The sequence below is a fragment of the Thalassoglobus polymorphus genome (assembly GCF_007744255.1).
Classification (GTDB): domain Bacteria; phylum Planctomycetota; class Planctomycetia; order Planctomycetales; family Planctomycetaceae; genus Thalassoglobus; species Thalassoglobus polymorphus.
Map to the genome: position 1 here is coordinate 4,900,148 of NZ_CP036267.1, position 14,273 is coordinate 4,914,420.

General features: G+C 50.5%; 9 protein-coding genes. 5 read left to right on the forward strand and 4 right to left on the reverse strand.

The genetic code is table 11. From position 1 onward, the window contains the following. Nucleotides 1–358 precede the first annotated feature (358 nt). Complete coding sequence (locus tag Mal48_RS17675) at nucleotides 359–1,702, forward strand: DUF1501 domain-containing protein (protein ID WP_145202624.1); 1,344 nt, start codon at nucleotides 359–361, stop codon at nucleotides 1,700–1,702. A gap of 473 nt (nucleotides 1,703–2,175) precedes the next feature. Then, nucleotides 2,176–3,354, forward strand: coding sequence for an exo-alpha-sialidase (locus Mal48_RS17680; RefSeq protein WP_145202626.1), 1,179 nt, complete (start codon nucleotides 2,176–2,178; stop codon nucleotides 3,352–3,354). 184 nt (nucleotides 3,355–3,538) lie between these two features. On the opposite strand, the gene yidC is transcribed toward Mal48_RS17680, so the two are convergent. The 3 genes from yidC to priA form a co-directional block, all read right to left on the reverse strand. After that, a complete protein-coding gene (gene yidC / locus Mal48_RS17685) occupies nucleotides 3,539–5,626 on the reverse strand; it encodes a membrane protein insertase YidC (RefSeq protein WP_145202628.1) in 2,088 nt (695 codons plus the stop codon). A gap of 460 nt (nucleotides 5,627–6,086) precedes the next feature. After that, nucleotides 6,087–6,836, reverse strand: coding sequence for a metallophosphoesterase family protein (locus tag Mal48_RS17690; protein WP_145202631.1), 750 nt, complete (start codon nucleotides 6,834–6,836; stop codon nucleotides 6,087–6,089). A gap of 130 nt (nucleotides 6,837–6,966) precedes the next feature. Continuing rightward, nucleotides 6,967–9,252: a replication restart helicase PriA gene (gene priA, locus Mal48_RS17695; RefSeq protein WP_145202634.1), complete on the reverse strand. Its 2,286-nt coding sequence runs from the start codon at nucleotides 9,250–9,252 to the stop codon at nucleotides 6,967–6,969. A gap of 225 nt (nucleotides 9,253–9,477) precedes the next feature. On the opposite strand from priA, the gene Mal48_RS17700 reads away from it, so the two are divergent. The 3 genes from Mal48_RS17700 to Mal48_RS17710 all read left to right on the forward strand — a co-directional run bounded on the left by Mal48_RS17700 (nucleotide 9,478) and on the right by Mal48_RS17710 (nucleotide 13,132). Next, on the forward strand, nucleotides 9,478–11,112 hold the full coding sequence (locus Mal48_RS17700) for a hypothetical protein (protein ID WP_145202637.1): 1,635 nt from the start codon (nucleotides 9,478–9,480) through the stop codon (nucleotides 11,110–11,112). 329 nt (nucleotides 11,113–11,441) lie between these two features. After that, nucleotides 11,442–12,680: an aminotransferase class I/II-fold pyridoxal phosphate-dependent enzyme gene (locus Mal48_RS17705; protein WP_145202641.1), complete on the forward strand. Its 1,239-nt coding sequence runs from the start codon at nucleotides 11,442–11,444 to the stop codon at nucleotides 12,678–12,680. A 62-nt stretch (nucleotides 12,681–12,742) separates the two neighbouring features. After that, entirely contained in the window at nucleotides 12,743–13,132 is a 390-nt protein-coding gene (locus Mal48_RS17710) for a DUF5658 family protein (RefSeq protein WP_231739684.1), read from the forward strand. Between the two features lie 64 nt (nucleotides 13,133–13,196). On the opposite strand, the gene Mal48_RS17715 is transcribed toward Mal48_RS17710, so the two are convergent. Next, nucleotides 13,197–14,264, reverse strand: a complete 1,068-nt coding sequence (locus tag Mal48_RS17715) for an Ldh family oxidoreductase (protein ID WP_145202644.1) — start codon at nucleotides 14,262–14,264, stop codon at nucleotides 13,197–13,199. Nucleotides 14,265–14,273 lie beyond the last annotated feature (9 nt).

The following is a 14,273-nucleotide window of genomic DNA, read 5'->3' on the forward strand; positions in this document are numbered from 1 at the left end:
TGACATCACCCTTCGCATTTAACTATTCTGATGTATACTTTCGGATAACGACGACATCAGCCGTTGTTCATTCGAATTGAATGAACAGATGGTCGATATTCAGTAATCATGAATCATGCCAGCAAACAGTGCGTACCGACTGTCGTCGTGTCTCCTCTTGAGATCTGAGGAGACACTCAAGTTTTTCAAGAGGACGTAAGCGTTCTGATTCGTAGAATTGATCGTCTCAGTTATAGAACGCTCACTGCGGAAACAGAAAGCACGCAAGTGCTTGAGAACGTGATCACCCGAATTTCCCCCCACACATTGACCACCCCACCAACATCTGATGGTCTTTTGACTTTTCCCGGAGTTTCTCATGCTCACCCTCCTTGGTAAAAATACTCCAATGTGCGATCGCTTGGATCGACGCTCGTTTTTACGAATCGGTGGATTGGCGATGGGCGGGCTGACTCTTCCGCAATTACTTCGAGCTGAACAGGCAGCAGGAGTGAACGGGAACGGGAAGGGAGTCATCATGATCTTCCTGCCCGGTGGGCCTCCTCACCAGGATATGTGGGATATCAAAACAGACGCCCCAGCTGAGATTCGTGGAGAATTCAATCCGATCCAAACGAAAGTTCCGGGTATCGAAATCTGCGAACAGTTTCCGCAACTCGCTTCCATGGCGGACAAGCTGACGTTCATTCGTACAATGGTCGGTGCTGGTGGAGCACACTACGCTTTCCAATGCTTGACCGGTCAACACAACCGGAATCAACCGCCTGGTGGCTGGCCCGCACTCGGCTCGGTTCTTTCTAAAGTCTATGGCCCGAAAGACCCAGCCGTACCAGCGTATGTTGGTCTTTCACCAAAAACACGACACGCCCCCTGGGGAGACAACGGACAGCCCGGATACCTCGGCGTCGCTCATGCTCCTTTTACTCCCAACGGAGATGGAGCCTCGGATCTGGTCCTGAATGGAATCTCCAGCGACCGTTTAGCAAGTCGAAAACAGGTCTTGAAAGCGTTTGATCGCTTCCGGACTCAAATTGATGCATCGGGAATGATGGAAGGACAGGACTCTTTCAATCAACAGGCATTTGGAATTTTAACATCAAGCAAACTTGCCGATGCTCTTGATCTGGAAAATGAGTCGCAGCAAATTCGTGATCGATACGGATACGGTGAAGACAAACTTCAATCCGACGGCAGTACACGGCTACTTACGAATTTCTTGAAAGCACGTCGGCTGATCGAAGCAGGTGTCCGCTGCGTTTCGCTTTCCTTCAGCCGTTGGGACTGGCACGGAGGGAATTTCAAACGTGGTCGCCAGGACATGCCGATGCTGGACCAAGCCGTCAGCGCACTTGTCGAAGATATGGAAAATCGCGGGATGCTCGACGATGTCACTGTTGTCGTCTGGGGAGAATTCGGACGGACCCCGAAGATCAACTCCAAAGCTGGTCGCGACCACTGGCCACGTGTCTCATGTGCACTGCTGGCTGGTGGTGGAATGAAACATGGTCAGGTGATTGGAAAAACTAATCGTCTGGGGGAAGAAGCGATCGAACGCCCCGTCCACTTCCAGGAAGTTTTCGCCACGCTCTATAAGTCTGTCGGCATCAACGTTGATCATGTCACTCTTGACGATCTCCAGGGCCGACCACGATTTCTTGTCGATCAGAATAAGGCTCAACCGATCCCGGAATTGTTCGGGTAACTTTAGAACCAGTCCGAAAACCTCTGGGATAGCCGCTTTTCTTAACGTTTGAAAGAGCAATTTTAAGTTTCAGGATCAGTTCTAAAAAGTCTCCCAGTCAGCAATCAACGATCTATTGCTCAGAGTTCAGTTCCTGTGTCGCGGCGAGTCCGGGACAATGGTCCCGGACTACAATGAGTTGAGCCCCACTGCAGTCATCAAGCACTCAGCGATTCAAACGCTTGAGTCTTCTTGAAATTCATGGCTGCGTCGCGCTGCCTCGTGGACATGTCCGAGTGTTCAAACACAATGCACTCTCCACGAACACTTAAAACACGAATGCGTTCTATCGCAGTTTGTTTTATCGTGTGTCCTTGTCGAACGTGTTTCACCATCATAGTTGCGGTCCACCACAAGGCTGAACCCGAACACCAGTTCGATAATTGTTAAAAGGTCATTTTGAAAATCGCAAACCAGTCAAAGACATCACAATTATGAACAGACTATTCGAGACCGGGCTGCTCCTTTTCGCTTCACTCGTCATCCACTCAACTCTGTTCGCGCAGTCAGACGATATTCCAGACCGCCCGCAGCAGCTTTGGGATGCCTCGAAAGATCTTCCCAAAACAATCGAAATCAAGTCACTGCCGCATGTGAAGTTTCATGTCATCAAAGAACATGAGCCGACTCTTGATGGTGGGTATGGCTTTCTGCATGGCGTTGCTCTCTGCTGGCACAAAGGGAAATTGTACGCCTCATGGGGACACAACAAAGGGATCGAAAACACCGCCAGTGAAGAAGCACGCGGACGCGTCAGTCAGGATGGCGGGAAGACTTGGAGAGAGACCTTCACGATCGATTCTGGCAGCGATGAAAATCTGGCTGTCAGCCATGGCGTCTTTCATTCAGACGGTGACAAGCTGTGGGCTTTCATGGGAGCGTTTTACGGAAACCGCCAAGACGTTCATACGCGTGCCTATGTACTGGATGAACAAAATGGAGATTGGAAATTTCGAGGGCGTGTGATTGGCGACGGGTTCTGGCCGATGGAAGAACCGACTCAGATGAGCAATGGAAACTGGATCATTGGCGGACTGAAAGTCGGAGCAGGAAACCCGGCTGCTGTCGCCATCAGCCACGGCGACGACTTCACCAAATGGGATGTCGTGGTCATCTCGAAGCCGAAGTCGATCAAGATGTGGGGTGAGTCAACAACGCTTGTGCACGATAACCAAATTCTGAATCTATCACGCTGGGGTGGGCAGGCATTCGCATTGCTCGCGAAGAGTGAAGACTTCGGACAAACGTGGACGCCATCACTTCCGACGAACCTTCCAATGGCTGGTTCGAAGCCATACGCAGGAACATTAAGTACCGGCGAGAGTTATCTGATCTGCACGACGACTTCCGACTCTGGTCACCGCCGATCTCCATTGACGATTGCATTGAGTGAGGCAGGAGCCGTTTCGTTCAACCGAATCTACACAATTCGTAATGCTGAATCCCCTGATGGTCCGGGGGAATCGCATCCAAAAGCGAAGCTCTCTTACCCTTACGCCATCGAGCACGAAGGATCATTGTATGTCGGCTACTCGAACAACGGAGGCCGATCAGGAATGAACATCAACAGCGCCGAAATGGCGATCATCCCGATTTCTGAACTTCGCAAGTAAAGCACACCCTGAATCATCACCGGGGGCTAAAGCAGTTTGCTCTAGCGCGTGCCCGTGAAGAACGCATTTCTCTAGTAAAAATGCTGTTCGCCACGAGGAAGATCCTGCAAACCAATTCGAAAGATGCTCTAAACGATTACTAAAGATGCAGCGATATGACTGCTGACCAATCGCGAAAACTTCCCTACCGTTTTTTGTTTTTCTTGCTTTGCTTGGAGTACTTGCGGTCGCTGGACGAACTCTTCGATGCGTTCTGTTGAGCCTGATCGGCAGCTTCGCGGATACGTTCCAGAAAACCAGGTGGCTTCTTCGGCTTAGGCGGTTCATCCTTCGCTTTGACTGCGGTCGTCGGTTCTTCGACTTCGACAACGCTTCCATCGGAGTTCACGTTTTTCTTCAGAAGTGTCCGTTCGCAAATTCCCCACAAGCTGGAGGAGATGAAGTACAAGCACAATCCAGCTGGCACACGATAGAACATGAAGCCAATGAAGATCATCATGTAGTTCATCATCTTGTATGTCATCGCCTGCTCATCCGATGTCGGAGGAGGCGTGAACATTTTTTGCTGAGCTACGAACAGGATCACAGTCAAAATAGGCAACAGGTTAAACGTCGTGAATCCGACCCATGGAATCGCAAACCCGAAATTAAATAATGCATCCGGGGCAGCAAGATTGTCGACCCACAGGAATTTGGCCAGACGTAAATCAATCGCCTGATAAAGTGACGTATACAGCCCATAGAAAATGGGAAGCTGCAACAAGGCAGGCAAGCAACCGACCATCGGGTGGTAGTTGTATTTCTTCTGAAATGCACGATACGCCTTGGCGAATTCTTCGGGCTTGTCTTTATGTTTTTCCTGAATCTCTTTGAGCTTCGGAGCGAGAACTTTCATCTTCTCCGATTCAATCGCCTGCTTCTTCGAAATCGGGAACATCATTCCGCGAACAACGACTGTCAACAGGATGATCGCGAACGCATACGGCAAGCCGACCCAGTTGTGGAAGAAGTCCAAAACGGCCAGCATCGCCTTGGCGATGACGCCAAACCACCCCAGTCGAACAACATCGCCCGCATGAATCGGCTCGAGGAGTTGCTTTCTCTTGGGACCAAAATAAGTTTGAAACGAGTGCTCAACTTCCGAACCTTTTTTGAGTGTCTGCTTTGTCGACTCAAGGAGAATCGACAAATTACTTCGTTCCGGTTTCTCATCTTCCATGACGACTTGCGGAACGACTGATTCAAAAAGTTTCTCAGCCGGGGCATCCTCGGATCGATTTGGCAAAATCAGGGCCGTGAAGAACTGCACATCGAGACCGGCATATTTGATCGGCTCTCGCCAGGAGACGACAGGTTTCCCACCATCCTTGGCCTTATTCGTCTGTTTGACAAGATCGGCAGCAGTGAGGTGAATGGAAGTCGTCTTATCGGGGTAACGGGCATCTTCAATTGTCGCAACATCGATTTCCCGATACGAACGTGTGTTGTCCGCATTCTCCAGTTCTAAACCAACCGGTCCTTGCAACGTGTAAACCGTCTCAACCGTATTCTCAGAGTGGTTGACGATTTTAATGTCCATTTCCAGCAGATAGCCGGTCGGAGACTTATCACGTTTTTCCAGATCCGCTTGTTGAATGCGGTAAGTCTTAAAGACTTCCAGATCTTTTTTGGGGGCGAGATAGCTGAATGTGACAGAGTCCGCATCCTGCTGACTGATCTTCCAATCGACCTCGGCGAGCGATGTTCCAAAATCTTTCAGCTGGCCATCGATTTGGGGGAGTTGCATTTCAAAAGTTTTGGGGACACGTCGATCACCTTTGACTGGAATCGGATTCCCGACCACTTTGAATTGCTGTTTGCGGTTGAGCGTCGTGTATCGTGGGTCGGTCAATTCAACCCAATCGATGGCGGCTCCCTGAGTATTCAACTGTGCTTTGAGAAGATACTTGCCAGCAAAGCCAGATTCCCCGAGAACGATCTGCTGAGCGGGAAATGTCTGCAGCTCAACCTTTGGCTCTGCTTCGGGGGCATCCCCTGAAGGAGCTGCTTTCACAGCTGCTGGATCGTCAGACGCAGCGTTCGCCTTCCCCGGGTCTTCATCCTGTTTAGAGTTAAGCAGTGCCTCTTCATTGAAGTCATCCTTTTCACCAGCCACAGGTTTGGGCTTTGGTTTTGGGAAAACCTCAGGAAAAAGTCCGGGAGCAATCTGCATCCAGAAAATAAAGAAGACCATCGTCAACAAGACGAAGAACATGTATCGACGCTGATCCATGGGTGATATAGACGGTCTTTATTTCAGACCGTTCCTTTCACAATCGAGTCTATCGCAGAACAAACTGTTCGCTGAGGCAGATTCGAAATTAGCAACTTTTCAAGCCAACCGCGAAAATTCAGTTTGTATGGTGTTATAGGTATACAGCGATCCGGAAACGTTGGATCACTCAGAAACGGACATTATGAGGAACTCCGGCGAATTCACCAGTAGGTTCGCTGCAATTCCCGGTTTTTGAAGAGTTCAACCATCCTGAAACCTGCACAGATGATCAAGTCGTGCTGATCCGTTTTGTTTCTCAGCTGCGGTATCATGGCGATCCGCCAATTCAATCAAGCAGTTCGCAATCTCATCTGGAAACCGAAAATGCCCACTCAACGGCTGAGGAAGTCACTTATTTCAAGTTTTCCGAGCGAGAAAGAGTAGAGAGAATATGTCGTAAAAACTGTCTCAGAGCGTGTTATCGACCATCGCGAAGTCGATGTCCGAGGAAGTCATCGAGATCCGGGATGGGATAAATCTTGGCTGCAGTTTTCTCGAAATCGTAAGGAACACGCTTAAACGTGAGGGTTTTCTTCTCTTGGTCTAAGATAACGTAAGACGAACGATTGTCGCTGTCTCTCGGCTGACCGACTGACCCCACATTGACGAGAACCTTCGTATCCCCCAACTCGATCTGAAAATCGACCTCGTCCGGAGAGAGAAAGTTGTAGTCCTCAGTAAAGACACCCGGAATGTGGGTGTGACCCTGAAAACAGTAATTGTCGACGAGTCCGAAGATCCGTTCCATTTTCCGCTGATTATAAACATCTTCCGGGAAGACATACTCATTCAGAGGGTTGCGGGCGGAACCGTGGACAAACAGATATTCGCCCTCCCGCTTCATCCGAGGGAGTTCACCAAGAAATTCCCAGCGTGCTTCATTGCCAGCTGGATCACCCGCTTCCAGCTGGGAGCGGGTCCAGAAGATGGCACGTTCCGCCCCGGCATTGAACCCTTCCGGATCGAAGAGTGCAGCCTGATCGTGATTTCCGAGAATCGTAACCTGACAATTCTTTGTCACCAGATCGATGCATTCACGAGGATTGGGGCCATATCCAATAATATCACCTAGACAATAAATCTCGGAGATCTCTTGCCCGCGGATATCCTCCAGGACGGCTTCCAGTGCTTCCAGGTTGCCGTGAATGTCGCTGATGATGGCACGCAACCGAATTTCTCACTTGATGTTACGAGAAAAAAAATAGTGAATGCAGGTATTGCGAAATAGTCCCGCAGTTTACGAGAGAGTGCGTTTGCAGGTCAACCGTTGACTATTCTTGCTTACAATTGCCTGTGCGTCAGCGTAAATCGACTGGATCGACATCAATTGTCAGCTCAACATCTGTTGCAATCTTCATATACGGCACAATCTCTCTCCAGAGATCCTGAATTGTTTGAATTTGATCGCTGGTCATTTGGAAGTGATAACGGAAATACTTTCGCAACCGTGTAATAGGAGCCGGAGCCGGGCCGAGAACTCGCACCGGAAGTTTTTTCTCAGAGATGTGCGAGCGAATGAATTTCACGACCCTCTTGGCTTCCTCAGCCACGACCTCTTCATCAAGTGAGCGGAGAATGACACGCGCCATGCTCCGATACGGAGGAGCCATCACCATCTTGCGCTGTTTCAATTCATAGCTCGCGAACTTGTAGTAATCGTGCTGAGCAGCAAATTGAATGACCGGTTCATCCGGATTCATTGTTTGAACAAGAACTCTCCCCCCTTTTTCACCGCGGCCTGTTCTTCCAGCTACCTGAGCGATGAGCTGAAAGGTTCGCTCAGCTGCACGCAAATCGGGTTGATGCAACAGCGAGTCCGCATCGATGACGCCGACTAAGGTGACATTCGGAAAATCCAACCCCTTAGCAATCATTTGTGTCCCGAGAAGAATATCGACTTTTCCCTCGCGAAAGGCTGTCAGTGCTTCATCATGACTACCGGGCTTCCGCATCGAATCGCTGTCCATTCGGATGAGACGCATTTCCGGAAATTTGCTCTTAACTTCATCTTCAAGCCGTTGCGTTCCAGCACCAAGGAGCCTCATCCCCGGCTGACCACAAGTTGGACACCTTTCAGGCGGAGGAATTTCATATTCGCAACTGTGACACAGCAAACGCCCCCGGTCTTTGTGCCAAGTGAGAGTCACATCGCAATCAGGGCAACGAATCCCAGTACACTTTGGACACCAGAGAACCGGAGAGAATCCGCGCAGGTTCAAAAAGAGAATGACCTGCCCTCCACTATCCAGTGCTCGTTGCATAGCGTTCGTCAACGCTCGCCCAAGCGAGTGTCGACGCTGAATCAGAGGATCATTTCGGACATCGACAATGGTGACCGGCGGAAGCGGTCGCTGTTCGACGCGATCTTTCATGACGATTAATTTGTCATGCCCTTCAATCGTTCGTACAAGCGACTCCAGAGTCGGTGTCGCGGTCCCCAGAATCAGTGGAATGCCCTCACGCCGAGCCCGCTCGCGGGCCACTTCACGAGCATGATATCTGGGTGTCGAGTGTTGCTTGAAGGTCGATTCGTGCTCTTCATCAATGATGATCAGCCCCAGATGCGGAGTCGGCGCAAAAATCGCACTTCGAGCCCCAACGATCACCTGAACCTCGCCTTGTGCAATTTGTTGCCAATGCCAGTGCCGATCGGCATCACTGAGATGGCTATGCAAGACCGCCACATTGTCGAAGCGAGCACGAAAGCGGCGAATCGTCTGAGGTGTCAGACTGATTTCCGGAACGAGAACAATTGCCTGCAGACCATAGCTGACAATCTCGCGAATCGCCTGAATGTAAACCTCTGTCTTCCCGCTCCCGGTGACACCATGCAGCAAAATTGTCTCATACTCAGCAGCTCGGACCGTCTTGAGAATGTGGTTGAGTGCGGACTGCTGTTCGTCATTCAGCTTGAGGTCCGCCTGAGGCTCAACATGCATCTCAGTGATCTGATTGACATTCATCCGGCGTCGTTCTGGAACGATCAGTCTCTTTTTTCGAAGCGAATCAATCGGAGAGGTTCCACACTCGGCCGCTTCAGTTAGAGCATCGACTCGCAGCGCCTCCTCGGATTCTGCCAAAACCTGCATCACTGCATGTTGCTTCTTCGGTAACTTCAACGCTTCAAGATCGGCGATGTCAGGAGCAAGGCGATAAAAGACGACCTCTCTTGTCCCGGCTTGTCTTTTGACACCGGCGGGGACCACGCTTTCAAGAACCTGCCCCCAACTGCTCAAGTAGCGATCTGCAATCCATTGAGTGAGATCGAGCATTTGCTGAGACAGTAGCGGTTGACGATCCAGAACTTCCGTGATCGACTTCAGACGCTTACTCGTCGAGATCTCACTCGTCAGCCCCACGCAATATCCCAGTGTCGGAGTATTCCCTCGACCAAAAGGGACTTTCACCCTCTGTCCGGGCTCGATCATGTCTCGTAGCGGTTCAGGAACCAGATAGTGATAGACAGTATCTAAGGGTCGATTGAAAACAACTTGAGCAGCCAACAGGTCCGCGCCCGCAGCCAATTCCCATGGAGCTGGCTCGGGTTCTAATTGAAACAGTCCTTTTTGATGTTTTGGGCTCATGAATTCGAACGGAGAAACAACACTCTAGGAAACTTAAGGAAGACAGGAAGGGGGAATTCTATTCTGCAATGGCCTGACATTCGGCAATTTTTTCCACTTTGAAAATCACCGGACCAACCCGAATTGTTTGATCTTGTTGCAGTCTAGCAGATGACATAGCGTCAGCGAGACGTGTCGAAATTGAAAGTTCCCTTCTTCCCCCAATTCTTAGGCAAGGATGCCAAGATGACCTGGCAATTTGCCAAACTGGTCAGCATATTTGCGCTCGTTCTTCTGACGGGCTGCGCATCCATTTCGTCTCCAGCGAAGCTGAAATTCACCTCGCCATTCAAAAAGATGCAACGCGATGTGTCTCGTGAGACAAAGAAAGATTCTGAAGCTCGCGAGAGCAAAGAGCAATCAGCTCCAAAGCGACAACCTCTGATAGCACGCCAGTCTAAAAACGACGACATTCGCCAGCATGATGCTGCGACAGAGCGATTGATTGAAACTGAACTCCGTGATGCATCACCTGAAGAACGAGAAGAATGGATTCAGTACCTGGCAACGGTCGATGCAGCCAAGGTCTCACAATTACTCCGAGCCAGACGAGCCGACCTGGGCGCTGAACGACTTGCTCAAGCCGCAAGTCGCGGTGAACAAAAAACCGCTGCCCAAAACACTTCTGACCAGGTCGCTGCTGGTCAGAAAAATGAAATTCAGGATATCAAAAGAGTCGGTCACACCCTGCAGCCCACACTTCCCTCACGGGTCTCCAGCGAGGCCTCAGAGGGTGACCAACTTGCTCAAGCTGACCATTCCAGAGAGACTCAAGATTCGACAGTCCAAGGGGAATCGAAAACCGAGGCGGATGAACCGACAACTCGCAAATGGTCTGGCCAGTTGAAGTCACTCACCGAATGGGAGAAAAACCCACTCAACTTTAGTCGGGACGAACACTCCGAGACTCCAGATTCCAAGCGAGACCGTCGGTCAAAACCTCTCCCACAAATCATCTCAATACCTTTCCGAAACGGTGGAGAGACTGGTAAAGACTCAGAGGAAGCCTCCTCACGAGCGACAACTGTCCTCTTCGAAAAGGACGAAAAGGTCACAGCAACCGCACCATCCGATTCGCTACGAATTGCCCCCGGTGCAAAGCTGTGGGAGGAAGAACTCCACAAGCTCGTTTCACTGATGGAAGCTGAGGCTTCCGCATCGGGCTCAGCCGGATCAGGCTCGCTGACTCGAAACGAACTTCGCCAGCAGGTCGCTTTGCGGATGCTTTACCTGGTCAACGATCAAAAGCAACTTGCCATGCAGCCTATCCCCGGACTGCAGCCGGCGGATCAGGAGTTCTGGACTTCAATCTTCTGGGGACTTTCAAACTACCTGAACGAAGAAGGCATAAACCCCTCTCAACGCTCAACCATGACGATTGAACAACTTCGTTCCGCAACTCATTACTTGCAAATCTCAGCGAAACTTCAGTTGCGAAATGTCAGTTTCTGCTCTCGCATCAACGGGTTTGGAAACTTTGAACCGATTGACGCAACACAACTGACACCTGGGGAACCGGTCCTCATTTACTGCGATGTCCGAAACTTTCAAAGCGAGTCCTCCGACCAAAACGATTTCATCACCAAACTTCGCTCATCGGTGGAAATCTATCAGGGAGACTTGAATGGCCAACTGGTCGACCGCAGTAGTTTCCCAGCTACCGAAGACCGTTGCCAGAGCATCCGCACTGACTACTACAACAGCTATCGGATTGATCTGCCTGCTCATCTGAGTTCCGGACAACATGTCCTGAAATTAACCGTCTACGATGAGTTCAGCGGGAAATCTGCCACGGAGACGATCAGCTTCACAGTCCGTTAACACAACCGAAACCCCACTTAAGCTGACTGAGCCGAAGGCGAAACGGAGAAACTTTCGGCTGTTCACCAACTTTCTCAAGAACTCAATCTCGCCCTTGTTTGTCCGAACGGGTAGAATCAGTTTACGCGGGTCCATGTGGTCCGATCAGCCTGTCAAAAGTACTGAAAATGCAATGAGAAACGTTCTCAGTACTTGAAAGGCCAAGTTCGAGCTTACGGATCAGTTCTGAAGACGCCGACAATATTGCTGAAATCACAACTGCATGTTCACATGCAAAGATTCAGATATTGTTAGAGTTCGTTAACCCCATCAGCACCAGACTCACAGCTATGCGAAGCGAATCCGAAGTTCCGATTCCTGACAATCCTTATTCCATCCCTGTTGCTGATCGCCTCAAGCGACTGCCACCCTATTTGTTCGGGAAGATCAATAAGGTCAAATATGAAAAGCGGGTCGCGGGTATTGATGTCATCGACCTGGGCATGGGGAATCCGACCGATCCTCCAGATCCTCTGATTCAGGAGAAGATGACGCAGGCGTTGCAAGACCCGAAGAATCACCGCTATTCCGTTTCCAATGGAATCGGAAATCTACGTGCTGAAGTCTCCAAACGGTACTGGAAGCGGTACGGCGTCCGACTAAATCCTGATGATGAAATCATCGCCTGTATCGGTTCCAAAGAAGGTTATTCTCACATGTGCCTGGGGTTAATGGGTCCTGGCGACACAGCCATTGTCCCCTCGCCCACATTCCCGATTCACATGTATTCGGTCATGCTCGCAGCTGGCAATGTCATCGCCCTCGATGTCCGCGAGCCAGAGAAGTTTCTGCAAAATGTCGCTTACACATGCGACCACCTTTATCCGAAGCCAAAGGTGGTGGTTGTCAACTTCCCACACAACCCCTCTTCAACAGTCATCGAAGCAGACTTCTATGTCGAGCTGGTCAAGCTGGCAAAAAAATATAACTTCATGGTGATCAGCGATTTTGCCTACGCCGACATTTGCTTTGATGGATATGTTGCCCCCAGCTTTCTTGCAACACCTGGAGCGATTGATGTCGGTGTTGAACTGACTTCAATGAGCAAAAGCTACAGCATGGCCGGTTGGCGGATCGGTTTCTGTGCTGGCAATAAAGAGATGGTCCGCGCACTCTCAACGATCAAAGGTTATTACGACTACGGAATCTTTCAGGCGATCCAAATCGCTGCCATTGTCGCTATGCGTCACTGCGATGCTTCAATCGAGACTCTGGCACAGAAATACCAAAATCGACGAGACGCTTTGTGTGATGGTCTGGAGCGTCTCGGCTGGGAAATCGAACGCCCGAAAGCTGGCATGTTCGTCTGGGCAAAAATCCCCGATCAATACGCCTCCATGGGTTCAATCGATTTCTCGATGAAACTTCTTGAAGAAGGTGGTGTCGCGGTCAGTCCGGGTCGTGGCTTTGGCGAAGATGGCGAAGGTTACCTCCGATTGGCTATTGTGGAAAACACTCAGCGACTCCGGCAAGCGGTTCGCGAGATCGGCAAGTGTGCTCCCGTTGCCACTGCAGAAGCTTCGCCTTAACCTAAAAAGTGTTTGTTTCACAGTACGCCTCAAGCCTGCTGTGGAACAGCGACTATGACTCAATGACAAATCAGTCTGAAGAAGATCGCACCAAATCCCCACCGGGGAACCTGAAGCGTTTACTGCTCGGACAGTTGCCTCTCGAAGCAGAAACGTCGATGTTCATTCTGGTGAACATGATCGACTTCTTTATGACGTATTGGCTCTTGCAGGCAGACCTTGTTCGTGAGTCGAACCCGATCGCCAACTACTTTCTGGCACACTGGGGCCCCATCAAGGGCATGCTCTATTTCAAGCTCGGTTTAGTCGTTGTCGTTTGTCTCATCGTGCAAGTCATCGCATTAAAAGACTTGAAAAAAGCTGCCTGGGTACTGAACTTCGGAACCGTCGTTGTTTCCGGTGTCGTGATTTACAGCTTGATCCTCTTTCTCAGAGCATCCGGAATCGCATAGCCCAGTCTCGATAAAGGTCAAGCAGTCCGGCCTCGTGGAGATGTGTGATTCGTCTTATGGCCTCTCACCATTCGACGACAACACCCAACTGCTCTGCGCGGGCTCGTATTTCGTCGATTGTTGATCGATGGAACGGGATTCCATTTTGAGAATAATTCTGGAAGCACTGCTGGCTTCGATCCCCAGGAATGCGCACTGGGTCTCCCGGATTTTCTGGGGGGAGTTCACGAATTTCATCGAGCCCCGCATTGAGGTGCTTATGGAATCGATCTGGATCTTGAAAGCTGGAGATATCAAAGACGATGAAAAAATGTTGAGAGTCTTCCGCCGAGTCAGAGCGAGTTTTTTTGATCGGCATTCGACCGACCGACAATGGGCCAGCCAAGATGGAGCAAAGGAGCGACAAGCCATAGCCTAATTCCTTGCCGCCAGACTGGAGCACTTTGGCAGCCTCCAGAGTTGTCGCCTCTTCTCCCGTCTCATCGAATGCAATCCCTGCGGGGATCGGGAGACCGTACTGCTGGAGCAATCGCAACTTTCCCCAAGACGATGCTCCGCAAGCTGAATCAAAAATGACCGGAGCACCATTTTGAATGGGGACTCCATAGGAAAAAGCTGCATTCCCGACCGCTCCAGATTTTGTTCCTGGTGCTGCAACTGTCGCACCGCCGGTGCTGCTCATGCAAATTGCGATCAGCCCTTGCTCAACTGCAAGTCGCACATAAACCGAAGCCGCCCCCAACGTCTGACTGTTGCTCAGTGCGGTAACACCCACGCCAGAAGCTTTTGCTTTTGCCGAAGCGGACTCAATCGCCTTCGTGGCTGCCACATGACCAATGGACCGACTTCCATCCATGACTGTCATCACATCATTCTCATTGAGCACCAGAACGCGCGCTCTGGGGTCGATGTCGCCCAGGTCGATCGCATCAATGTATTCGCAAATTCGACCTGCCCCGTGAGATGGGATTCCGTACAAGTCCGCTTCGAGCATTCGCTTAACTGCGACTGATGCGTCAAACTGGAACATGCTCTTTTTTACGAACATCGCTTCCAACACGGGAGTCAGTTTCTCTGACGTGAGTCGGACTTCTTGTGAAGGATCGCTTGGAAATGGAATCGACTGTGTCATCGTTCTTCA

Bases quoted from the DNA above. Each gene is read 5' to 3' on its own strand.
- Mal48_RS17675 (WP_145202624.1), top strand. From the start codon at position 359: ATGCTCACCCTCCTTGGTAAAAATACTCCAATGTGCGATCGCTTGGAT.
- Mal48_RS17680 (WP_145202626.1), top strand. From the start codon at position 2,176: ATGAACAGACTATTCGAGACCGGGCTGCTCCTTTTCGCTTCACTCGTC.
- yidC (WP_145202628.1), bottom strand. From the start codon at position 5,626: ATGGATCAGCGTCGATACATGTTCTTCGTCTTGTTGACGATGGTCTTC.
- priA (WP_145202634.1), bottom strand. From the start codon at position 9,252: ATGAGCCCAAAACATCAAAAAGGACTGTTTCAATTAGAACCCGAGCCA.
- Mal48_RS17700 (WP_145202637.1), top strand. From the start codon at position 9,478: ATGACCTGGCAATTTGCCAAACTGGTCAGCATATTTGCGCTCGTTCTT.
- Mal48_RS17705 (WP_145202641.1), top strand. From the start codon at position 11,442: ATGCGAAGCGAATCCGAAGTTCCGATTCCTGACAATCCTTATTCCATC.
- Mal48_RS17710 (WP_231739684.1), top strand. From the start codon at position 12,743: ATGACAAATCAGTCTGAAGAAGATCGCACCAAATCCCCACCGGGGAAC.
- Mal48_RS17715 (WP_145202644.1), bottom strand. From the start codon at position 14,264: ATGACACAGTCGATTCCATTTCCAAGCGATCCTTCACAAGAAGTCCGA.